At 56.9% G+C, this 21,210-nt stretch carries 24 protein-coding genes and 2 pseudogenes; 7 read left to right on the top strand and 19 right to left on the bottom strand.

Features of this window, described 5'->3' with window-relative positions; translation table 11 throughout:
- Positions 1-25: 25 nt before the first annotated feature.
- The 4 genes from RSAL33209_RS03055 to RSAL33209_RS16860 are packed head-to-tail and all read right to left on the bottom strand — an operon-like array spanning position 26 to position 1,826.
- Positions 26-586: a CinA family protein gene (locus tag RSAL33209_RS03055; protein WP_012244164.1), complete on the bottom strand. Its 561-nt coding sequence runs from the start codon at positions 584-586 to the stop codon at positions 26-28.
- The gene (gene pgsA, locus RSAL33209_RS03050; protein ID WP_041684358.1) at positions 583-1,179 is read right to left on the bottom strand and encodes a CDP-diacylglycerol--glycerol-3-phosphate 3-phosphatidyltransferase; all 597 of its coding nucleotides are present in this window, start codon (positions 1,177-1,179) and stop codon (positions 583-585) included. The genes RSAL33209_RS03055 and pgsA overlap by 4 nt, the downstream gene beginning before the upstream one ends.
- Before the next feature lie 12 nt (positions 1,180-1,191).
- On the bottom strand, positions 1,192-1,677 hold the full coding sequence (locus tag RSAL33209_RS03045; protein WP_012244162.1) for a TetR/AcrR family transcriptional regulator: 486 nt from the start codon (positions 1,675-1,677) through the stop codon (positions 1,192-1,194).
- Entirely contained in the window at positions 1,674-1,826 is a 153-nt protein-coding gene (locus tag RSAL33209_RS16860; RefSeq protein ID WP_155116070.1) for a hypothetical protein, read from the bottom strand. Before RSAL33209_RS16860 ends, RSAL33209_RS03045 begins: the two co-directional genes overlap by 4 nt.
- A gap of 79 nt (positions 1,827-1,905) precedes the next feature.
- On the opposite strand from RSAL33209_RS16860, the gene RSAL33209_RS03040 reads away from it, so the two are divergent.
- The 3 genes and pseudogenes from RSAL33209_RS03040 (at position 1,906) to RSAL33209_RS18495 (ending at position 3,626) form a co-directional block, all read left to right on the top strand.
- Entirely contained in the window at positions 1,906-2,679 is a 774-nt protein-coding gene (locus RSAL33209_RS03040; protein WP_233496570.1) for an SDR family oxidoreductase, read from the top strand.
- Positions 2,680-2,836: 157 nt separating this feature from the next.
- A pseudogene (locus RSAL33209_RS19500) lies at positions 2,837-3,502 on the top strand (M15 family metallopeptidase).
- A complete protein-coding gene (locus RSAL33209_RS18495; protein WP_233496592.1) occupies positions 3,396-3,626 on the top strand; it encodes a M15 family metallopeptidase domain-containing protein in 231 nt (76 codons plus the stop codon). Before RSAL33209_RS19500 ends, RSAL33209_RS18495 begins: the two are co-directional and overlap by 107 nt.
- 13 nt (positions 3,627-3,639) lie before the next feature.
- Here RSAL33209_RS18495 and RSAL33209_RS03030 read toward each other — a convergent pair whose 3' ends face one another.
- Both RSAL33209_RS03030 and RSAL33209_RS03025 read right to left on the bottom strand, forming a co-directional pair.
- Positions 3,640-6,441, bottom strand: coding sequence for an FtsK/SpoIIIE family DNA translocase (locus RSAL33209_RS03030; RefSeq protein ID WP_012244157.1), 2,802 nt, complete (start codon positions 6,439-6,441; stop codon positions 3,640-3,642).
- 149 nt (positions 6,442-6,590) lie between these two features.
- Positions 6,591-7,343 (bottom strand): annotated as a pseudogene (locus RSAL33209_RS03025) (SDR family NAD(P)-dependent oxidoreductase).
- 99 nt (positions 7,344-7,442) lie between these two features.
- Here RSAL33209_RS03025 and RSAL33209_RS03020 point away from each other — a divergent pair.
- The gene (locus RSAL33209_RS03020) at positions 7,443-8,042 is read left to right on the top strand and encodes a TetR/AcrR family transcriptional regulator (protein WP_012244154.1); all 600 of its coding nucleotides are present in this window, start codon (positions 7,443-7,445) and stop codon (positions 8,040-8,042) included.
- A gap of 123 nt (positions 8,043-8,165) precedes the next feature.
- Here RSAL33209_RS03020 and RSAL33209_RS03015 read toward each other — a convergent pair whose 3' ends face one another.
- The gene (locus RSAL33209_RS03015; RefSeq protein ID WP_041684356.1) at positions 8,166-8,720 is read right to left on the bottom strand and encodes a helix-turn-helix domain-containing protein; all 555 of its coding nucleotides are present in this window, start codon (positions 8,718-8,720) and stop codon (positions 8,166-8,168) included.
- Between the two features lie 29 nt (positions 8,721-8,749).
- Here RSAL33209_RS03015 and RSAL33209_RS03010 point away from each other — a divergent pair, with 29 nt between their 5' ends.
- Together RSAL33209_RS03010 and RSAL33209_RS03005 are read left to right on the top strand one after the other, a co-directional pair.
- Positions 8,750-9,460, top strand: a complete 711-nt coding sequence (locus RSAL33209_RS03010) for an AzlC family ABC transporter permease (RefSeq protein ID WP_012244153.1) — start codon at positions 8,750-8,752, stop codon at positions 9,458-9,460.
- On the top strand, positions 9,457-9,777 hold the full coding sequence (locus RSAL33209_RS03005) for an AzlD domain-containing protein (protein ID WP_012244151.1): 321 nt from the start codon (positions 9,457-9,459) through the stop codon (positions 9,775-9,777). Before RSAL33209_RS03010 ends, RSAL33209_RS03005 begins: the two co-directional genes overlap by 4 nt.
- 12 nt (positions 9,778-9,789) lie before the next feature.
- Here RSAL33209_RS03005 and RSAL33209_RS03000 read toward each other — a convergent pair whose 3' ends face one another.
- The 5 genes from RSAL33209_RS03000 to RSAL33209_RS02980 form a co-directional block, all read right to left on the bottom strand.
- Positions 9,790-10,887: an epoxide hydrolase family protein gene (locus RSAL33209_RS03000; RefSeq protein WP_012244150.1), complete on the bottom strand. Its 1,098-nt coding sequence runs from the start codon at positions 10,885-10,887 to the stop codon at positions 9,790-9,792.
- Positions 10,888-11,130: 243 nt separating this feature from the next.
- Positions 11,131-11,418 carry a hypothetical protein gene (locus RSAL33209_RS02995; protein WP_012244149.1) on the bottom strand — a complete coding sequence of 96 codons (288 nt, stop codon included), beginning with the start codon at positions 11,416-11,418 and terminating at the stop codon, positions 11,131-11,133.
- A 135-nt stretch (positions 11,419-11,553) separates the two neighbouring features.
- Complete coding sequence (locus tag RSAL33209_RS02990; RefSeq protein WP_012244148.1) at positions 11,554-13,245, bottom strand: ribonuclease J; 1,692 nt, start codon at positions 13,243-13,245, stop codon at positions 11,554-11,556.
- Positions 13,242-14,162: a 4-hydroxy-tetrahydrodipicolinate synthase gene (gene dapA, locus RSAL33209_RS02985; RefSeq protein WP_012244147.1), complete on the bottom strand. Its 921-nt coding sequence runs from the start codon at positions 14,160-14,162 to the stop codon at positions 13,242-13,244. Before dapA ends, RSAL33209_RS02990 begins: the two co-directional genes overlap by 4 nt.
- A gap of 71 nt (positions 14,163-14,233) precedes the next feature.
- On the bottom strand, positions 14,234-15,418 hold the full coding sequence (locus RSAL33209_RS02980) for a lytic transglycosylase domain-containing protein (RefSeq protein WP_012244146.1): 1,185 nt from the start codon (positions 15,416-15,418) through the stop codon (positions 14,234-14,236).
- Positions 15,419-15,620: 202 nt separating this feature from the next.
- On the opposite strand from RSAL33209_RS02980, the gene RSAL33209_RS02975 reads away from it, so the two are divergent.
- Complete coding sequence (locus RSAL33209_RS02975) at positions 15,621-16,463, top strand: SGNH/GDSL hydrolase family protein (RefSeq protein ID WP_233494260.1); 843 nt, start codon at positions 15,621-15,623, stop codon at positions 16,461-16,463.
- Here RSAL33209_RS02975 and RSAL33209_RS02970 read toward each other — a convergent pair.
- The 7 genes from RSAL33209_RS02970 to RSAL33209_RS02940 are packed head-to-tail and all read right to left on the bottom strand — an operon-like array spanning position 16,432 to position 21,176.
- Positions 16,432-17,262 (bottom strand): alpha/beta fold hydrolase, encoded by an 831-nt coding sequence (locus tag RSAL33209_RS02970; RefSeq protein WP_041684355.1) that lies wholly within the window; start codon positions 17,260-17,262, stop codon positions 16,432-16,434. The genes RSAL33209_RS02975 and RSAL33209_RS02970 overlap by 32 nt on opposite strands.
- Positions 17,252-17,698: a hypothetical protein gene (locus tag RSAL33209_RS02965; RefSeq protein ID WP_012244144.1), complete on the bottom strand. Its 447-nt coding sequence runs from the start codon at positions 17,696-17,698 to the stop codon at positions 17,252-17,254. The genes RSAL33209_RS02970 and RSAL33209_RS02965 overlap by 11 nt, the downstream gene beginning before the upstream one ends.
- Complete coding sequence (gene dapB, locus RSAL33209_RS02960; RefSeq protein ID WP_012244143.1) at positions 17,698-18,447, bottom strand: 4-hydroxy-tetrahydrodipicolinate reductase; 750 nt, start codon at positions 18,445-18,447, stop codon at positions 17,698-17,700. Before dapB ends, RSAL33209_RS02965 begins: the two co-directional genes overlap by 1 nt.
- Before the next feature lie 45 nt (positions 18,448-18,492).
- Positions 18,493-18,957 (bottom strand): molybdenum cofactor biosynthesis protein MoaE, encoded by a 465-nt coding sequence (locus tag RSAL33209_RS02955; RefSeq protein WP_012244142.1) that lies wholly within the window; start codon positions 18,955-18,957, stop codon positions 18,493-18,495.
- Positions 18,947-19,456 (bottom strand): MogA/MoaB family molybdenum cofactor biosynthesis protein, encoded by a 510-nt coding sequence (locus tag RSAL33209_RS02950; protein ID WP_012244141.1) that lies wholly within the window; start codon positions 19,454-19,456, stop codon positions 18,947-18,949. Before RSAL33209_RS02950 ends, RSAL33209_RS02955 begins: the two co-directional genes overlap by 11 nt.
- Positions 19,453-19,989, bottom strand: coding sequence for a cyclic pyranopterin monophosphate synthase MoaC (gene moaC / locus RSAL33209_RS02945; RefSeq protein ID WP_012244140.1), 537 nt, complete (start codon positions 19,987-19,989; stop codon positions 19,453-19,455). Before moaC ends, RSAL33209_RS02950 begins: the two co-directional genes overlap by 4 nt.
- Positions 19,977-21,176: a molybdopterin molybdotransferase MoeA gene (locus RSAL33209_RS02940; RefSeq protein ID WP_012244139.1), complete on the bottom strand. Its 1,200-nt coding sequence runs from the start codon at positions 21,174-21,176 to the stop codon at positions 19,977-19,979. The genes moaC and RSAL33209_RS02940 overlap by 13 nt, the downstream gene beginning before the upstream one ends.
- Positions 21,177-21,210 lie beyond the last annotated feature (34 nt).

Below are 21,210 nucleotides of genomic sequence, written 5' to 3'. Positions count from 1 at the left end.
TAGCCGATGCAGACATAATCAATAACTATCCATCGAAATGTTTTGTTCCCGGTACGTTCCCTGGAGATTCCTGTGAAGAATTTTCGAAGGAACCGACTTCGACCGAAAGCATACGCAATGCTTCCGCTACGGCCATTGTTCGAATCGCTTCACGATCACCGTCGAAGTGGAGTTCGGCAGTCGAAAGCTTTCCATCGAGCGCTACGGCTATAAACACCGTGCCTACTGGCTTTCCATCGTGTGGCTCTGGTCCGGCTGCGCCGGTAGTGGAAATTCCAACCCGTGCGCCAATAGCTTTGCATACGCCAAGCGCCATCTGACCAGCAACTTCGGCATCAACGGATCCATGACGAATCAGTAAATCTTCCGAAACGAAAAGCGCCGACGTCTTAACGCTGTTTTGATAGGCAATGACGCCACCCTGATAAACCGCCGATACGCCGGGTACTGACACGAATTCCGCGGCCAAGGCGCCGCCTGTTAACGACTCTGCGGTGGCAAGAGTCAGTGAACGCGATTTCAGTTGCTGGACCAATTTCTGTTTGTCCAGAGCATTTGGCGCAACCCGCGACGGCAAATCAGTCATGACTGGATGCCGGAAGCCATACCGCGCCAGCGCAGGCGGGCCGCCTGGACAATGTAGTCAATGCCGGTGACAAGCGTAACTAGCAAAGCCGCAATCATGACGATCAGCGCGATCACGCTGAGCCAAAGCCACTGCGGTGTCCAAGGCAAAAGATAGAGGAAAATCGCCACTGTCTGCAGTACGGTCTTAATCTTGCCGCCACGAGAAGCTGGAATAACACCGTAACGGATCACCACAAATCTCAAAACCGTAATACCGATCTCTCGGATCAAAATAAGAACGGTGATCCACCAGGAAAGTTCGTTCAGACCAGAAAGAATGATCAGCGCAGCACCAATAAGTAGTTTGTCCGCAATGGGATCCGCGATCTTGCCGAAATCCGTAACTAAGTTGTGCTTTCGAGCCAAATCGCCGTCGAGCTTGTCAGTGTAAATTGCGACTGAGAACACGACGACGGCAGCCCATCGCCACCAGGAATAGTGCTGCTCATCGGCCAACAGAAACCAGATAAAGAAAGGCACCAGAACAATTCGCAGTGCGGTGAGCACGTTGGCAATATTCAATGGCGACACGGTACTTCGTTGCTGATCCATCACGGTCCTACCTTAGCCCGCGCCGGTGCCGCTGGCCCGCTCACGCTTAGCAGGATCGAGAAATACATCAAGAATTAGCGCCAGTTCTTCAAGCGCCGATTCAAGCTGCCCTCGGCCCGCAAGGGTTTTCGCCGGCACTGCAACTGCCTGCATCAAGATCAAAACCATCGTGGCGGTGATCTCGCTGACTTCTACCGAGCGATCCTCGATTCCGGCTCCTAGCAAGGGTGCCATCGCTGCCAAAATCAGCTCCTGACTGGCACCAAAGCGCTCCGTCAAATAGGGCATCAACAGCTCTGGGTCCCTTGCCACAATGGACAGCACCATGGGGTCTGCCGCATACGCCCGAACGCCAGCCACTGCGAATTGCACCAGGCGTTCTCGCGCATTTCCGGCGGCAGTGAGGCTCGATACGGTAGTCACTACCTGTTCAAATTCGCGAGTCAGTGCCAACCGCACGGCCTCAGGCACCGAGCCGAAGTGCCGGTAAAAAGTCATTCGTAGAGACGCCAGCGCGCGTCGAAAATGTCTTGGACCGTGGTTAGCCGAACCCCATGATCGATCACCGCGTCCTTCGTCGCGTCGGGCAGTCGCTCCACAGTCGCCGAGTTCTTCTCAAATGAAGCGATGGTACTTTGTGACTCCATATGTAACACTGTACAGGTGAGAGCGGCGGTCGCAGAACTCTTCGACCACTTGATTGCTGCAATGGGGGAGGAACGAAGCATGGAGACTATCAATGTACGCGGAAAGACGTTGCTCATCACCGGCGCGGCCATGGGAATGGGGCGGCTCTACGCGGATCTTGCTGCGCAAGATGGTGCCAGTGATGTGATTTTGTGGGATATCAATGGCGAATTGCTAGCCAAAGCAGTCAACGAGATCTCCGGGCCAAAAGTCCATGTCTACACCGTAGATGTCAGTTCACTCGATGCGATTCGAACGACGGCAGCCCGGGTGCTTTCCGACGTCGGCGCTCCCGACGTTTTGATCAATAATGCTGGCATTGTGCGCGGTAAATATTTTTGGGATCACGATCACGACGCCGATATTGAGCTCACCATGCGAATAAATGCTCTAGCACCAATGCACATCACCAGGGCGTTTTTGCCAACGATGATGGCGTCTCCTGGCCAAAAGCGCATAGTAACCATCGCCTCGGGGGCCGGACTGGTATCGAATCCCAAAATGAGTTTGTATGCGGCGTCTAAATGGGCAGCGGTCGGCTGGAGCGACTCCTTAAGGATCGAACTAGCAAAGACCGGGCACCGAAACATCAAAGTCACCACGGTCTGCCCAACCTATATTTCGACCGGAATGTTTGCCGGCGTCAAATCCATTTTGCTCACACCCTTGCTCTCGCCAGAAGACGTAGTCAACAAAGTCTGGCACGCGCTCAAGGTGGGCAAGCCGTATTTGATCATGCCCTGGACTACACCAACTGGGAAAGGTACTCAAGGGCATCCTGCCGGTGCGCGCCTGGGACGTTTTAGCGGATAAGGTCTTCGGAATTTATGGGACCATGGATAACTTCATTGGACGCAAAACAGATCAGCCCGCTAAAGATCGCTGAATGAGTTCATGCTGGACAACGTTAGGGCACTCCAGGTATGGTTTTCATGAATTGATAGGCAGAAAATACTCGGGGAGGAGTTGAATGTCTTCGGAGAACAATTCGAGCTGGCTAAACAATCCATCTCGCCGAACGTTTTCATTAGCGGCCGTAGGTACCGTTGCACTTGTAGTTACGGGCGGCAACTCAGCATTGGCCAATACTCGGCCGTTCGATGCCGAGGTAGAAGATTCACGAGCAAGTGCAGAGGTTGAGGGCGCAGATTTGAATGATCCGAACAGCTACTCGCTCTTGGTTAACAAACGGCGCCCGCTCAATCCATTGAATTTTGCGCCAGCGGACCTGGTTGTGCCGAACGTGCCCAATATTTCGAGCAATCCTGAAATCCGTCAGGTACGCAAAGAAGCGGCTACCGCCGCAGAACTGATGTTTACTGAAGCAAAGCTGCAGGGTCACGATCTAATTATTGTCAGCGCTTATAGGTCGTTTCAGCTGCAAACCCAGGTCTTCAACTACTATGTGGAGCGCGATGGGCAAAAGCTCGCGGAAACATATTCTGCTAGGCCGGGTTACTCCGAACACTAGACCGGATTGACCATGGATATCGCCGCTGCTGGCGACACCGATCTACTGGAAGAAAGTTTTGCTGACGAGCCGGCTGGAATCTGGGTGGCAGCAAATTCGCACAGATTTGGTTTCATACTGCGCTATCCCCGGGACAAAGAACTCAATTACTGGCTATGTCTTTGAGCCTTGGCATTTTCGTTATATCGGTGTGGAACGTGCAACGTTGATGCGCGCTTCAGGTTTCAGCACCTACGAAGAATTCGTCGGTGCTGAACCAGCGCCAGGATACGTTGATCCGGCAAACTAATCACGACTCTGAGCTAACGCCCAGTGAGCTGCCAGGCGTCTTCGCCGCCTTCGTCGCCGTCGTGATACTCAACTGCTTGAGCTCTGGCATTTAGATCTTGCGCCACCAGATCCACCGGGCCGTCGAATCCTTGATTCACATTGGCGTTCGCTGCCAAAGCGGCAATCGTCGGGTCCACCGCAGAACCGGTGGGAGGACCATCGCCGCGGATCGCTGCCAACGTCGCGGCAAGATCGTCTGGCTTGACCAGCACATCACGCGCTTTGGAACCTTCCGAAGGGCCAACGATCCCCCGAGACTCAAGCAGATCCATCAATCGCCCAGCTTTTGCAAAGCCGACGCGAAGCTTGCGCTGCAACATCGACGTCGAGCCAAATTGAGTCGTAATGACCAATTCGGTTGCTTGCAACAGCACGTCAAGATCGTCGCCGATCTCTTCGTCGATCTGCTTCTTCGGAGCTTCGACCGCAACATCGTCACGGTAGACCGCCTGAAGCTGACCCTTGACGTGCTCCACGACCTGGTGAATTTCAGATTCGGTCACCCACGCTCCTTGGACTCGGATCGCCTTGGACGCACCCATGGGCAGGAACAGCGCGTCACCTTGGCCAATAAGCTTCTCAGCGCCAGGCTGATCCAAAACAACTCTTGAGTCGGTCACGGATGAGGTTGCAAAAGCCATACGCGACGACACATTGGCTTTGATCAAACCTGTCACAACGTCGACCGAAGGCCGCTGAGTAGCCAGTACCAGGTGGATACCGGCGGCGCGAGCAAGCTGAGTGATTCGCACGATGGAATCTTCCACATCACGCGGGGCAACCATCATGAGGTCCGCAAGCTCGTCGACGATCACCAACAGGTACGGGTATGGCTTGAGAATCCGTTTTGAATCCGGCGGCAATTTCACTTTGCCTGCTCTGACCGCCTTATTGAAATCATCAATGTGCTTGAAACCGAAGTTAGATAGATCGTCATAACGGGTATCCATTTCGCGGACCACCCATTGCAACGCTTCTGCAGCCTTCTTCGGATTCGTGATGATCGGCGTGATCAAGTGCGGTACACCTTCGTAAGCGGTCAGTTCAACCCGCTTCGGGTCCACCATGACCATCCGGACCTCATCCGGCGTCGAACGCATCAAAATCGAGGTGATCATTGAGTTCACAAACGACGACTTACCCGCACCGGTCGCACCAGCAACCAAAAGGTGTGGCATCTTCGCCAAATTCGCGACGACGAAACCACCCTCAACGTCTTTACCGACGCCCATAAGCATCGGGTGGTCAGTGCGCCGAGCATTCTGACTGCGCAGCACATCACCGAGTGAAACGGTCTCGCGGTCGGTATTCGGGATTTCGATGCCAATGGCAGACTTACCCGGTATTGGCGACAGGATACGAACATCCGCGCTGGCTACCGCGTAGGAAATATTCTTTGACAACGCAGTAACGCGTTCGACCTTGGTGCCGGCGCCCAGCTCAATCTCGTAACGAGTGACCGTCGGTCCACGGGAGAATCCAGTGACCTTGGCGTCTACACCGAATTGGGTCAGCACGTTAGTCAGTGCAGCTACTACCGCGTCATTCGCTTCCGTGCGTTCCTTAGGCATCGTGCCGGGGGTCAAAATCTCAGAATCCGGCAAGGTATAAGTGACGTCCCCAGCCAAGCTGAGTTGCTCGGTCCGTTGCGGAATCGGCGTACCCGGCGGCTGTGGCACCAAAGCATTGACTGCGACGGTCGGGTTGATCGAAGGTTTTGGCGGCATAGTTGCGGCCAACGATATTGCCTCAGTAACAGGCTCAGCAGAACCAATCCCCTGCGAGGCTTTGAGTTTCTCCGCTGCGATCTCGGACTTAGTTGGCCGTCGGACGCCGGGCGGCACCACCGGCTCAGTCGGTGCGGTATCTACCGGGTCAACTATCGCGTGTTCAAAAGCCTCATCGCCGTCAAAACCGTCGAGCACTGAGGTCTCGGCGTCGTCGTGTTTTTTCCGGCCGAACAAGGACTTCTTATCCCGCTTCTTGGTCTTTTCTTCGGCCAAATCGCGATCATAAAGATAGCTTTGGTCGTGCTCGTCGCCGGTCGGTTCCGCATGCGGATCCTGGCCCATCAGGTGCTCGTACAGGCCACGCAACCGCGTCGGAATAGCCCGAAACGGCGTCGCCGTCACAATCAGTACGCTAACAAAAGCCAAAACTGTGTAAATCAGCACCGCTAACCAGATGTTGAGCGCAGACAGCGGCGAGGCGGCGAGGAAGCCAATCGTTCCACCCGCTTTGCGCACGCCGTCGAATCCACTGGCTAACCCTGGTTGCCCGCCAGCTAGGTGCGCAATTGCTGATCCAGCAACTGTCATCACCACGAATCCGATAGCGATTCGGTTATTCGCACGAACGTTCTCTGGGTAACGGAACTGGCGGACCGCGCCGATGAACAGCATCAGGGGCACAATCATGCCCATCCAGCCGACAGTGCCTTCAACCACCTCATGGACTCCGTCGGCAAACCAACCAGTCAGACCCCACCACTCAAAGGTGGCAATTCCTACCGCGAGGACCAGCAAAAAGAGCGCGCTGCCGTCTCGCCGTACCGCGTGGTCAAGGACAGATACATCGTGACCGATCCGGCGGATGCCGCCGCCGATCAGATGACCCAAACCTTGCCAAAGCCCGACGACTGCGCGCACGGGCCAGACAGGTTTGATCTCGGGTTCGGGTGCTTGGGACCGCGTGCGAGAGCCGCCAGCCGGTGTTTTCGCCTTGCTTGGGGCACGACCAGTTGACGGGCGCACGGGAGAAGTTCGAGTCGCCATATCTCCACGCTACCTGTGTGTACCCACAATTTCGGGGATTTCGGCGTGAATACTCTCTTGGACTACCGGCTCTCACCTCACCTGTGCGCAGTTGAGCAGGGTGTGCCGCTCCGCAACCCGGCTCAACTGCGCACAAGTGGCCGGCCGGGCTAAACTGCGATCCGGCCGCCGTCTACCGGCAAGATTGCTCCCTGCACAAAGCTGGAACGCTCCGTTGCCAGGTAAACGATCGCGTCGGCGATTTCTTCAGGCTGCGCCGAACGCCCTGCCGGGACCGTCGACACCAGCTGGGCGATCGCTTCGTCGCCGAATACAGCCGTTCCTTCGGTCTGAGTTGGGCCGGGGCTGACCGCATTGACCCGCACACCCTGCGCGCCAAATTCTGCCGCCCACGATTTGGTCAACAAGACCAACGCGGCTTTACTCGCGCCATAAAGGGCCATTCCGGCCATACAAAATTCAGCAACCATCGTGGTCACATTGATGATCGATCCGCCGCCATGGGCAACCATCAACGGCGCCAGTTCAGCAACTAAGAAATAGGGCACCTTCACATTGGTGTTGAAGGTGGCATCAAAGTCACTCTCTAAGGTGTCAGCTGTTGGTCCTGCCGGAAAGATTCCCGCATTGTTGACCAAAATATCTACCCGCCCTCCGCCGACAGCTAAGGCTTGGCGCGCAAGCTCTTTTGCTGAGCTGGCATCCTCGAGAGTAAGGGCGATGAAGTCCGCCTGACCGCCGCTTTCGATAATTTCCTTGACCGCACGCTGACCGCGTTCTTGATCGCGTCAGGTCAACACCACGTGGGCCCCCAGTGCGGCAAGTTTGACCGCAGCTGCTTTACCAATGCCGCTCGTACTTCCGGTAACGAGAGCTGTTTTTCCAGAGAGTTCGTTGCTCATGATCATCCTCGGTGCTCAGATACCCCGTTTTTGAGTAATTAATCCAATTCTGTTGAGTATTTTTTGTAGTGTCAACTCCAAAATTGGTAGTATGACGTTATGAAAACGCTCACAGTCAAGGGTCAAGCCACTCGCGCCAGAATTGCCTCGGTCGCTGCCGAGCTGATGCTGATCAATGGCGTCGGCGGCACCAGCATGGAGGATGTGCAAAAGGCCGCACGAGTCAGCACCTCGCAGCTTTACCACTATTTCGGCGACAAGCATGGATTGGTCCTGGCCGTCGTCGAACATCAGAGCGAAGTTGTACTGGGAATCCAACACAGCTTTCTAGACGGTCTAGACAGCTTCGAAGCAATGCAAGAATGGCGCGATGGCATGGTTGACTACCAGCGCGCGAGGCACTGCGTTGGCGGCTGTCCCATCGGCTCGCTGGCGAGCGAACTCTCTGAATCAGACCCGGCAGCGCGCGCTGATTTGGCCATCGGATACACGCGCTGGGATGAGGCGATCAAGGCAGGCCTTAGCGCCATGAAGGCTCAGGGAAAGCTTTCGGACGCGGCCGAAGTCGACCAGCTCGCCACCGCACTGCTGGCCGCAATACAAGGCGGGCTTCTGTTGAGTCAGGTGCGCCGGGATACCGCGCCGCTTGAAGCTGCATTGGACACGATGATTGCGCACATTAAGAGTTTCGCGGCTTAGCTGCTTGACCTAACTACGCTCGCCTCACTGCCTCAGAATGCAATGCTTTCGAACCAACTCAGCTCTTTAGTTCCTTGGCAGATTGCGAATCGGTCCGGTGAAATTGCGCACTAGGTAGCAGCCCTACACAGACTCCGAAATCAAGACGGCGGAGGTGCCTGGCTCAAGCGCCTCAAATACGTGCAGCTCATCCCCCGCGTAGGAGATGTAGTCGCCTGGTTGCAATTTCACTGGCGCGGCAGCCGGCCCGACCAGGGCAGAACCGGAGCTGATCACCACATGTTCAATGGTGCCGGAGGGGTGAAGGTCAGAAGCCTTAGCGCTCCCTGGTTCAGCTGCAATGAGAAAGATGTCTCGACGAGCGCGGGGCGGACAAACCGCCAATAGCGTCGCCACATAGTCTGCGCCATCAGCGGAAAATCTTGATCCCTGCCCGGCACGAATAACTTGACTGCGCACTTGCGGAGGATCGACAAGACGGGAAAAGGAGATTTCTAGGGCTGTACAAATTGCCCACAAAGTTTCGACGCTCGGGTTACCCACACCAGACTCGAGTTGAGACAAGGTGGACTTTGCAATTCCAGCTCGACGTGCAGTTTCGGAAAGGCTCAAGCCAGCTCTGGCCCGCTCCCGAATCAGTCCTGCGGCCACGAGCTCGCGGGGCGCATTAAGCGACAATCGCTTCTCCTTTCGGACGTTCGTTCGCCTTGACGAACACTCTTGCATACTTCAGAGTAGACCACATTCGTTCGATATGGAGAACACTTGATCGTCCAACAATACGGTCAATTCTGCTTATTTGTTTGTCTGTAGGGGTCGTCGGGATTTCTTATGGTGTGACCGCCAAGGCGGCTGGATTCCCGCTGTGGCAAATCCTGGCGCTCGCAATCCTAGTTTTAGCTGCATCCTCAGAGTTCCTGTTCGTCGGTATCGCGGCCGCAAGAGGGAACTTGGTAGCAGCTGTCGTTGCTGGCCTGCTGGTCAATATTCGGAACTTTGCCTACGGCATCACTGCCGGAGAGTTTTTGCGACCCGGTTGGCAAAAAATTCTCGGCGCACATCTGGTTAACGATGAATCGGTAGCTGTTACCAAAGCACACGCCGGACTGCAACAAAAACGAGCCGCATTCTGGCTTTGTGGAGTGGGTATCATGCTGTGCTGGCCGCTGGGCGCCCTCACCGGGGCCCTCCTTGGCCAGGTTGTGCAACGACCCGAAGTTATTGGCCTAGACGCCATTTTTCCGGCCGCACTGCTCGCCTTGATCGCGCCCAGCCTGCGCGATGGGAAGACGCTGCTGACCGCCGCCGCGGGCACCGCCGTCGCGCTCGCCGCGATCCCTTTTGTCCCCGAAGGCGTGGCCCCGCTCCTGGCGCTACTCGCCGTCGTACTGGTCTTACCGAAACGAAAGAAAGCATGAACAGCACAGCCGTATTCATCGCCATTGCGGCCTTTGGCGTCGGAGGATATTTGTTACGAAGCGGCGGTGTGCTGCTCCGTTCCACCATGAGCTTCTCCCCTGAAGCCGAGGCCCTTTTGGAGCGTGGCACCATCACCTTGCTCGCCGCCGTCGCGATCAGCAGCGCACTGTTCTCTGGTCAGCATTTTGCGGGCTTCGCCTTGCCACTTGGCTTCCTGGCCGGTGGTGTGTCCAGCTGGTTCAAAGTGCCGTTGGCACTATCGGTATTGCTGGCGGCAATCACGACGGCGTTGCTGCGGCTCTGCGGGATGCCTTAGTGGATCAAGGCACTACTTCGTCAGGGCAAGCGCAACAAACTTCCGGAATCCATCAGCTACTTGTTCGGGACTCGCCTTGGCGGTGAAATGACCGCCGTCGGCCATGGTTTCGAACATTCGAATATCCGTACAACTACGCGCAAGATAACTGCGTGGGAATCCACGCTCGCCATATTGAACCAGCGCACCGACCGGAACATTGATCATGCCAAGCCCTGCGGCGCCCGAATACTCGAAGTACGGTCGGAACGAGGTGCCAATGCTTTGGCTGAACCAATAGAGACTGACGGTGTCGATGATCTGCTGGTTAGTCCAATCTTCGCGAAAGTCTGCAGCCGATCCGCGCCAAGCGTGAAGTTTCTCTAAGATCCAGGACAGCAGTCCGGCAGGCGAATCGTTGAGCCCAACGGCCAGGGTGTTCGGCTTGGTGGTTTGTTCGGCAGAATATCCCTCTTCACGGTGCCAACGCGCATCCAGATCAGCCTGAAAGCGCAGTTCCTCTGCTGACAGGTCCACTTGCCTCTCTTTGCTCGGAAGCGGAGCGTGCGTAGCGAATAGGCCAAGGACGGCTTCCGGATGCGTAGCCGCCATCCACTTACTTGCCCCTGCGCCGACGTCCTCGCCATAGCTGAAAAATTCTGCGTAGCCAAGAACCTGCGTCATGAGCTCCAGCATCATCGAGCCGATAACCGAGGCAACCCAGCTCTGGCCCTTGGGCGCTTCGGAAAAGCCATAACCTGGCAGCGAGGGCACCACCACGTTGAAGTCGTTGAGTTGTTCAGCCATCGGAAGCATCTCGAGAAAAGAATACGGCCAGCCGTGTAAGAGAATCAAGGTCTTAGCTTGCGGATTCCGCGACCGCAGGTGGACGAAGTGAATCGTGCTGCCTTGAATGTCCGCGGTGAATTGCGGCAAGGAGTTCACTCGCCTTTCAATCGCACGCCAATCGTAGTCCGCTTGCCAATAATCAATAAGTTGCCGAAGCTCGTTAAGGTCGACGCCGGCCGGCCACCCTGAAGCCTCAGTGACCTTTGGAATTCGGGTCCGGTTGAGGCGTAGCTGCAAATCATCAAGTTCGGCTTGCGGGACGCGCAGCGTGAAGGTTTCCATAGCTCGACGTTACGCGCCGATGGATGTTCGATGTGGTTGATTCCGGACAGCTATGGTCCGGAATCATTCCGGTATGTGCCTGACCAACGTCCTCCAGCTCACTTGGGCGCGATTTGTGCGAATGTAAGACTCCCAAACCCGCAGAAACTGCACCCTAGTGGGAGCCATTTGCCGGTTCCGGCAGAATCGCCGAGCTAGCACTGGAACATGGGTATCAAGAACAAAATATGATCCCGTTAGCCATCACAATTTCACCGCTGTCAAAAAAAATACAAGACCGGTTTTCCTTGCGCTCCAATATTGACCTGGGACGACGATAAATTTGAGCGCTTCGTCCAGCCGTCGAATGTAGACCGCCCGCTCTGCGTCATGCCAGGCTCTCGTTCCTCCGCCCAACGTGAGCTTCAGCGCCCCACCCCAGTTCATCCCTTTTTCGGTGAATATTGGGGTTTTCAGGTCACCTTCCGCACCGCAGTGACTGGCGGGAAGGAAATCAACCAGGCCTGGAGATTTGTTCCATTCTCGCGGCACTATCGACTGCTCCGAAAACCCTCCGTCGCGGAACTAGATCGCGTCCCAGCCGCCTGAGTAGAAAACACGGAGATAGAAAAGGGACGCCCACCATTTGGTCGGCGTCCCTTACTAGATGCAGCTTGGCCCAGAGAACTACGCCTCCAACACCACCGGAATGATCATTGGCCGACGGCGGAGCTTTCGGTTGACCCAGGTACCCACCACGTGCCGGACTACTTGCTGTAGTTGGTAAGCGGTGTGATCCTTGGACGCCATTACGGCTTCCTCCAACGCTGCGTTGATTTTCGGAATAATCTCATCAAACACTGAGTCTTCTTCCGCCACACCGCGGGCATGAATTTCCGGGCCAGAGACAATCTTCCCGGTGGTGCGATTCACCACGGTGACAATGGAAATGAAGCCTTCGTCACCTAGGATTCGGCGATCCTTCAAATCGGTCTCGGTCACCTCACCCACGCTAGAACCGTCAACGTAGACGAATCCGCACTCCACTTGACCAACGATCCGCGCCACGTGATTCTTCAAATCGACAACCGTGCCGCCGTCGGTCAGCAGCACATTCTCGGCAGGCACACCAGCGGACTGCGCGATCTTGCCGTTAGCGATCAAATGCCGGGTCTCGCCGTGCACGGGCATCGCGTTACGGGGTTTGATGATGTTGTAGCAGTACAGCAACTCCCCTGCCGCGGCATGCCCAGAGACGTGCACTTTCGCGCTGCCCTTGTGAATGACGTCAGCGCCAAGCTTGAGCAAGCCATTGATCACCCGGAAAACCGCGTTTTCATTGCCCGGAATCAGCGAAGAGGCCAAAATCACGGTATCGCCCTGACCAACTTGAATGCGGTGATCGCCATTGGCCATCCGCGAAAGCGCGGCCATCGGCTCGCCTTGGGAGCCGGTGCTCATCAGCACAATCTTCGAATCGGGCAGATTCTCGATGTTTTTCATATCGACCAGGATGTTCTCTGGCACGTCAAGGTAGCCCAGTTGAGAAGCGATACCCATGTTCCGGACCATCGATCGGCCAACAAAAGCCACTTTGCGACCGTGTAATGCCGCAGCGTTGAGCACTTGCTGCACTCGGTGCACATGCGAGGAGAATGACGCGACAATAATTCGTTTCTCGGCCTGGCCAAACAAGGTATCCAGCACTGGGCCGATTTCACGCTCAGCCGTGGTGAAGCCCGGTACGTCAGCGTTGGTCGAATCCGCCATGAACAAATCCACGCCTTCTTCACCCAGGCGGGCGAAGGCGCGCAAATCTGTGATTCTGCCATCCAGCGGCAACTGGTCCATCTTGAAGTCACCGGTGTGCAGAACGTTACCGCCAGCAGTTCGAATGAATACCGCCAAGGCATCCGGGATGGAGTGGTTGACGGCAACAAATTCGCATTCGAAGGGGCCGAATTTTTCGACTTGCCCTTCGGTCACCGCCATGGTGTAAGGCTTGATTCGGTGCTCTTGAAGCTTTGCTTCGATCAGCGCCAAAGTGAGCTGCGAGCCGATCAGTGGGATATCACTGCGCAGCCGAAGCAAATACGGCACCGCACCAATGTGGTCTTCGTGACCATGCGTCAAGACCACCGCGACGACGTCGTCCAGTCGGTCCTCAATATAAGAGAAATCAGGCAAAATCAGATCGACGCCGGGCTGCGTCTCTTCCGGGAACAGCACCCCACAGTCGACAATGAGCAGCTTGCCGTCAATTTCGAAAACAGCCATATTCCGGCCGATCTCACCCAACCCACCCAGCGGAACAATCCGCAAGGTTCCTTCTTTGAGGGTGGGCGGAGTTCGCAGTCCTGGTTGGGCAACTTGGGTCATACGGTAAATTCCATTCCTAGCTCGAACCCAACTTCTTGCAGGTCGGCCATAATAGGAGCGAGTTCAGCCTCGCTCGGTTCCACCAGCGGTAATCTCACCACTGAGTTGGGCAGGACTCCCTGCCACTTTAAAATCTGTTTTGCCGCTACGGCGCCTTGAATATGCGTCATCACGGCTCGGATCAATGGATCTAACTCAAAGTGAGCTTCGCGTGCGGTCGTAAAATCGCCAGCCAACGCAGCATCAACTAAGGTTCGGAATTGTCGCGTGGCAACATGTGCGCTCACGCTAACCCAACCAACAGCACCCGCGGACATCCAAGGAAGGGTCAGGCCGTCATCGCCCGAATATACGTCCAAGTCCGTGTTCGCAAGCACTCTGGTTACCGCAGCAAAATCTGCCTTGGCGTCTTTGAGCGCAATAATCCGGGGATGGTCTGCTAACCGAATGATGGTCTCGGTGTTAATTGGAATTCCGGTGCGTCCCGGAATGTCATAAACCATAATCGGTAACTCGGTGGCGTTCGCAATCGCCTCAAAGTGGGCCTGCACGCCGGCTTGGCTGGGCTTGTTGTAATAAGGGGTGACGATCAACAAGCCGTCGACGCCGGTCGCTTGAGCTTTCCGCGACAGCGCAATGGAGTGCGCGGTGTCATTGGTGCCAGTGCCCGCTAAGATTGCCGCGCGGCCGCCCACAGCATCTTTGACAGCCTTGAACATCGCCAGGTTTTCTTCGTCAGTCAGCGTGGACGTCTCTCCGGTAGTGCCGGTGACTACCAAGCCATCGCAACCATCGTCCACCAGTTTGACCGCCAGCTTGGCGGCTTCGTCCAGATCTACTTGACCGTCCTCGGTGAACGGAGTCACCATCGCGGTGAGAAGCGTGCCGAACGGGTAACTGTGAGACTGATCTGCCATAGGTAAAACGTTACCCGCTCGGAGCAGGAATCGCTCAATGGATCCAAACTCTGGGCGCTATTGTCAACTTGCTACAGTCCGAGTAGGCCTAATAGTCCGCCGTTGTTAGCCGTCGAGTTTTTGTTAGCTGGGTCAGCCGGGTTTGCAGCTCCTGATGGATCAGCAGAAGGCGCGGTTGGCGACGAAGATGACGTGTGCGGCGTAGCGGGCGGCTCTCTCGGTGGAGTTGGTGTAGTGGTCGGTGGAGAGCTCGGCGGCGTAGTCGGTGGAGAGCTCGGCGGCGTAGTCGGTGGAGTCACCGGCGGCGTAACGGGAGGCTCAGCCGGCGTCGGCGTTGTTGGCGGTGAAGAAGGCGCTGGCGCTGGATCAACGGGCTTGGCCGGGTCCTTGTTGCCCTCATCCCGGCCGCCGTCCTTCTTGTCCTGATCACTGAGCGGCGACTCAACCGGCACGGTCGCCACGCCAGCGGCGGTTGCATAACCGTCCGCAGCACTACGCATGCTTCGCGTGTAATCGATTGAGTGGTTGTAGGACAGTATCGCTTGTAACCAGCCCTCGGAGCTGGCCAGCGAACCGCCACTTGCGCAAAAATAACGACCCGCACTCATCGCAGCATCGTCAATATTGGAAGGATTCGCTTTGCCGTCGCCATCCGCGTCGGTACCCCAACGAGCCCATGTTGACGGGATGAATTGCATCGGGCCAACCGCTCGGTCCCACTGCTTGTCACCATCAAACATGCCGGCATCGGTATCGCGAATGCCCGCAAAGCCATGCCCATCAAGCACCGGTCCCAAAATCGGCACGGTAGTATTTCCGTCCGGTCCAATCTCTGACCCACAGTGCCGCCCGTGGTTGGATTCGACGCTGCCTACGCCAGCCAACGTGACCCAGGTGATCTGACATCCTGGATTACTGCGGCTAATCGATAAAGCAGCACCTTGATAGGCCTGCAAGGCCCGTTCGGGAATTCCTGTTTGCTTAGCCGTCGTCGTCAACCATTCGCTGTCTACAACGGTGATTCGTTGGCTACTCACCGAGACCATAGAACCGGCAGTCAAAGGCAATTTCGAATCTGAAGCGATGGCTTGCAAAGCAGCGGCGGCCTGCTTATCGTGCCGCCAGCTCTGGATATCGCTCAGCGGATCTACGGCAGATGTGTTACCGGACTCACTCGCCGGATTGCTCGAGTTACTTTCGCTCTGCGCTGCCGCCGGCTGCGCGAGCGCGGTAAGCGATAGCCCCGCGGCTACCACTCAAAGTAGAGCACCTGCGGCGGACGCGTAGCCCGTCGAGATTCGTTTCGGCACTGGCGTTTCTCCTTGCGGATGCTTCACAGATTCAACCGACTCAACTTCTACGCCCTTTGCGGGCCACTAGGCAATAGCTAGCGCGGAATTAGCAGCTGCTATCCAGAAACCACAACAGAGACAAATGAAAGCCCGCTACACTGACACCGTGAGCTCCACCAAACCACAAGTACCGCCGGGGGCGTCCATCGGACAGCCTCAGGTGGGCCGTACCTTGAGGATCGGAATTGTGGTCGTCGCTGGCTCAGCAACCGTCACCGCGGCAGCAGCCGCCTACCTCTTCAAAGCTCAGGGCCGCCTTGCCAGACGCAGGATTGGCAAACCGCTTGGCGAGATCGCGCTCGATGCGGACAAAACCTATAAAAAGAAACTTTGCAATCCGGTGAAATTGCTGGTGCTGGGTGATTCAATCGCCGCCGGGCTGGGAGCTGAACGGTCTAAAGACACTTTGGGTGCCCGAATTGCGCGGGGTCTGGCAAAGCAGTCTGGCCGGGCGGTAAGTCTACGCACCGCCGCGGTGGTCGGCAGCGAGTCCAGCGCTCTGCACGACCAGCTGACGTCACTACCGAAAACTTACCGGCCAGACTTAGCCGTCGCGGTGGTGGGCGGCAATGATGTGACGCATATGATCAGCCCCGCGCAAGCTACCCCGCATTTGAGCGAGACTATTGCCAAGTTGCAGGCACTTGGCGCAAAAGTCGTCGTGGGAACTTGCCCAGACCTTGGCACCTTGCGACCGGCGCCCCAGCCGCTACGGTCAGTGGTGCAGGTCGCGTCCAAACGGATGGCTGCCGCTCAAGCTCAAGTGGCGCGGCGTGCTGGCGTCAAGTACGTCATGCTGGGCAGACTCGTGGGCCCACTGTTCCGCGATCATCCGGAAGAAATGTTCGCCGTCGATCGATTCCACCCTTCTGGCACCGGCTATCGCCGAACCGCGAAATTCCTCGTGCCTGTTTTGCTCAAAGAGTTGGGGATTGCGCCAATTGAGTGAGCGAATGCGAGTCAATAAAGGGTACGACGGCGGCAAGCACGTCGGCAGCTGGTACTAAAGTATCGCAGTGGTCTCGGCCAGGCAATTCTACTAATGAAGCCTGCGGCATAAGCTGAGCGGCGAGCCGTGAATCGACTAACCTGCTGCTGTCCAGCGAACCGGCCATCAGCAAGGTTGGCGCTTTGAAGGCGTGCAACTGCGCTTCGGAGACCGCCTCGCCAGCTTCGGTTTGAGCAAAATATGCTCGAAGCGCGAGTGGATCATTTTGCCGGAACGCCAACCGAGTCACCGGGTCGACCCGGTGCCCAATCTGGGCTTCCCAACCCGCGATAAAGGCGTCCATACCCCCGCTGGCAAGTGCTCGGTCATAGTCAGCAAAAAATAGTTGAGCGATGGATCCCTCGCTGATCCGAAAGCTGCCTGCCAAGGAGACAAAAGAACTCATTCGCTCCGGCGCGGTGACGCCCAAGGCGAAGCCAGCCCGGGCACCAAATGAATAGCCCACGTAATGGGTCTGGGCGATTTGGGCGGCATCCAACACTGCTAGAACGTCGCTGACAACTGTGTCCATCCGATACGATCGCGGATCATGCGGTTTACCACTGCGACCATGACCGCGCATGTCCATCGTGATGACCCGATACTTTGGCGCGAGCGCTTTGACATAACCCATGCCCCGCCAAATTGCCTTCGATAGCGCGCTGCCGTGTACAAACAGCACCGCTTCAGCGTGCTCGTCCCCTACCGATTCCCAGGCGATTGGCACACCATCAACCGGATTCAATAATTCAGCCCGCATGGCTCCGGAACATTGCGATAGCGTCCCGCATTGAGGAGCGAGCCCGTTTTCGGTCGCCGGCAGCGTCATAAGCACATGACAACCGGAACCAGGAGCGCCAATCATCGGGCGAACGTTCAGCTTCCTGCTGATACTTGACGAACTCGGCGTCGGCGACTTCTCGAACTCTTCGACCGCCAGGGGTGCGCGGCAGATCGTCAACCGGTAAGCCCCCTTCAGCTGCCAAGATCCCAGCGAGCTTTTCCATCCTGCTGCCAAACAGCAATTCGCGCACCATCGCCCAGGCACCAACCGGCGGCAACAGAATCAAGGCGAACCCGAGTGTCTTTGCTATCCAGTTTGAATCGCCAATGAGCAAAATTGAACGCTGGACCAGCACCACTAAATAAAAAACAAGCAGCAGGCAGATGGCCGCCACCCAAATCTTGGTACGCATCAGCCCAGCTCCAAATAGCTATCCAAGCCGTAGCTCAGCCCAGGGTGCTGAGCTACCTGTCGAATTCCCAACAGAATTCCGGGCATAAAGGAGTCTTTGCCAAAAGAGTCGTGCCGGAAAGTCAGCTGTTCCCCGGCAGAGCCAAGCAATACTTCCTGATGCGCTGTCAGGCCGGCCAACCGGACCGAGTGCACGGGCACACCCTGCACTACGGCACCGCGTGCGCCGTCGAGCGCCGTCTCAGTTGCGTCCGGTGCAGCTGGCAAGCCAGATCGGGCCTCCGCAATCAATTGCGCGGTGCGAATTGCGGTGCCGGATGGTGCATCCACTTTGTGCGGGTGATGCAGCTCGATGATTTCCACTGAATCAAAGTACTTAGCGGCTTGGGCGGCAAAGCGACTGGCTAATACCGAGCCCAAAGCAAAGTTAGGCGCAATCAAGATGCCAACGTCCTGGTGTAAGTTCAGCAGGTCGCGCAGCGCAGCTTGCCGGGCCGCATCCCAACCAGTGGTGCCCACAATGGCATGCAAACCATGCTCGACGGCGAACCGTACGTTCGCTTCGGATGAATCCGGAACGGTTAGTTCCACCACGATTTGAGTTCCGGCGGCCAACAGAGATTCCAAGGAATCGCTGCGGCCCAGCGTGGCTACTAGCTCAAGGTCTGTCGCAGCATTGATGGCAGCCGTTGCGGCTTTACCCATCCGACCATTCGCGCCAATGACTGCGACGCGCAGCTTATCCGTCATGATCAGTCTCTATCCTCAATAGCCGCTACCTTGAACCTCTCCAGACTACTGGCGAGGAGCCGTCCCGGCAGAATCGGCCGATTCCTGAGCACCGACCCATTTAACACTGCCGTCGCGGAAAAATTGTTCTTTCCAGATCGGCACCTGGGCTTTTACCCTGTCCACCAGAGCGCTGCAGGCGGCGAAAGCTTGACCGCGGTGCGCAGCTGCGACTGCGCAAACTAGCGCTGGATCACCAATCTGCAGGGACCCGGTTCGATGTTGCGCCCACAGCCTGGTGCCCGGGAATTCCGTGGCGATTTGCTGCACAACTTCGGCGAAAACCTGTGCTGCTGAAGGATGGGATGAATAGCTCAGCGCGGTAACCGATTTGCCGCCGTCGTGATCGCGTACCACGCCAGAAAATCCCACAACGGCGCCGCAATCCGGCGCGTCCACCGCGGCGAGCGCAGTCGCTAACGCTATGGGCTCGGCGGCCAAGCCAGCGAACACAATCTGTTCAGTCTCCATGAACTCGGCCAACCTTCCTGCCGTCAATCTCGTCAACAGCGTGCGCCAAGATCGGTTGCAAAACTGTCAGTCCATCGTTGATTCCGCCCGAAGACCCGGGCAGGTTGACCACTAACGTTCCGTCAATCACGCCAGCATGACCGCGGCTGAGCGCCGCCATCGGCGTATTTTGCCGCCCCAGAGCACGGATTGCTTCCATAATTCCGGGGATTTCCCGATCCAGTAACGGCAGCGTCATCTCGGGCGTGAGATCGTCCGGCGTCAGCCCGGTGCCGCCCGTGGTGAGTACCAACTTCGCACCGGCTCCCACCAGCTGCAAGATGGCTTCCCGTACCGGTTCACCATCGGCGACAATCAGCGGTTCTAGCACGTCGTACTGCTGCTCTTCAAGCCACTGTGTGATTCCTGCCGCACTCAAATCTGCGCGCACCCCGTTCGCTGCACGAGTCGAAGCAACCACAATTCCGGCAAGGTTCTGCCCAGTGCCAACCGCGCTCACGAGCTACCCACCTGATAGTCTGCGTTGCGATAATCGCCGCTTTTGCCACCAGATTTTGCGAGCAGTTTGATTTCGCCGATCTCAGCTGACTTGTCCACCGCTTTAATCATGTCGTACAGCGTCAGAGCGGCAATAGTTGCCGCACTTAAGGCTTCCATTTCGACGCCGGTCACGCCCTTGGTGCGCACGGTAGCTAAGATCCGGACTTGGCTTTGCTGCAGTTCAAAGTCAACTAAAGCTTTGGTCAACGGCAACGGATGGCATAGCGGAATCAGCTCCGGCGTCTTCTTGGCTGCCATAATGCCAGCAAACCGGGCTACGGCAAGCGCATCGCCCTTGGGTAGACCACCTGAACTGATCAAGGTGAGCACCTCGGTCGAGGTGCTCAAAACAGCTTGTGCGGTGGCTTCGCGATGTGTTTCCGCCTTGTCCGTGACATCAACCATTTGCGCCTCACCGGCTGCGTTGAGATGAGTCAGTCTGGAATTCTGCGCAAGCGGGTCCAAATTTGCGTCCTCTGTCATAGCAGCCATACTTCCACTTCTTCGCCCGCCGACACATCGGCTACCCCTACCGGGAAGTGCACTAAGGCATTTGCCTGCGCCATTGCGTGCAGCAAATGTGAACCTGGACCGCCTAGAAGCTGCACAGAGCCAACGTTGAGTCCCGTTCCCTGGCTAAAGAGTGCTCGCCTAATCTGATGCTTCGCCGCCGGGCTCGAAGCAGCTGAGCTCAGCGCCGCACTGACTTTCAAACGCGCACCCATGAGCAACGGCCGTAAAAACATTTCAAAAGAAATCAAGGTGGACACTGGATTTCCAGGGAACCCCAGAAAAGCCAGCTTGCCGCTGGAGGCCAGCTCAATCATGCCGGTTGCCTGTGGCCCGCCCGGCTGCATCGCGATCACCTCGAATTGAGCCGACGAAGCCAAGGTCTGCTTGACCACCTCATACGCGCCCTCACTCACTCCGCCGGTGCTGATCAAAAGATCCACGTCCTGGACTGAGGCCAACGTCCGTGCCAAAACAGCCGGGTCGTCGGAGGCCGTCGGCAAAATCACCGCCATTGCGCCCGTCTCGCGGAGCGCGGCTGCCAGCAAAGTACTATTTGCCTCATAAATTGCACCTGGGCGCAACGCTTCGCCCGGCGCTATGAGCTCGTCACCGGTGCTCAGTATGGCGACTTTTAGCCGACGTCGGACGCGTACCGAAGCGGTACCGAGCGCCGCAGCCAGCGCCAGTTGAGCGGGGTTCAACCTGGTTCCGGCAGACAAAGCAACGGTCCCGGCGGCAATATCGCTGCCAGCTTTGCGGATGAATTGGCCCAGAGGAACAGCCGCGAAGCTAACTTGCTCCCCTGCCGCTACGAAATGATCCGGCAAGCACGCTTCAATCGGAACCACGGCATCGGCGCCGGCTGGAATCATCGCACCGGTCATAATTGCCGCCGCCGTGCCGGTAGCTAAAACCGTCTGCGCACTACCAGCCGGAATGGGCTGAACCGTTGGCAACGGGTTAACGGCCTCAGCGGACCGAACCGCATAGCCATCCATCTGGGAATTATCGAATGCGGGTAGATCGATGGTCGCGAACAGATCTGCGGCCAACACTCGCCCCCGGGCATCGGCAAGCTCAACTTCTTCCGCCTCAGACTCAAGCCGTTCAAAAACTGGCCGCATCAGCTCTGCAACCGCCTCTTGATGCTGCACAACACTTCTCATTGGCGAGTCCTCATAGTGGCTATTCTGTCAGCCG

The sequence above is a fragment of the Renibacterium salmoninarum ATCC 33209 genome (assembly GCF_000018885.1).
Classification (GTDB): domain Bacteria; phylum Actinomycetota; class Actinomycetes; order Actinomycetales; family Micrococcaceae; genus Renibacterium; species Renibacterium salmoninarum.
Note: the sequence above shows the minus strand (reverse complement) of the source record. Positions and strands in the feature narration are given on the sequence as shown.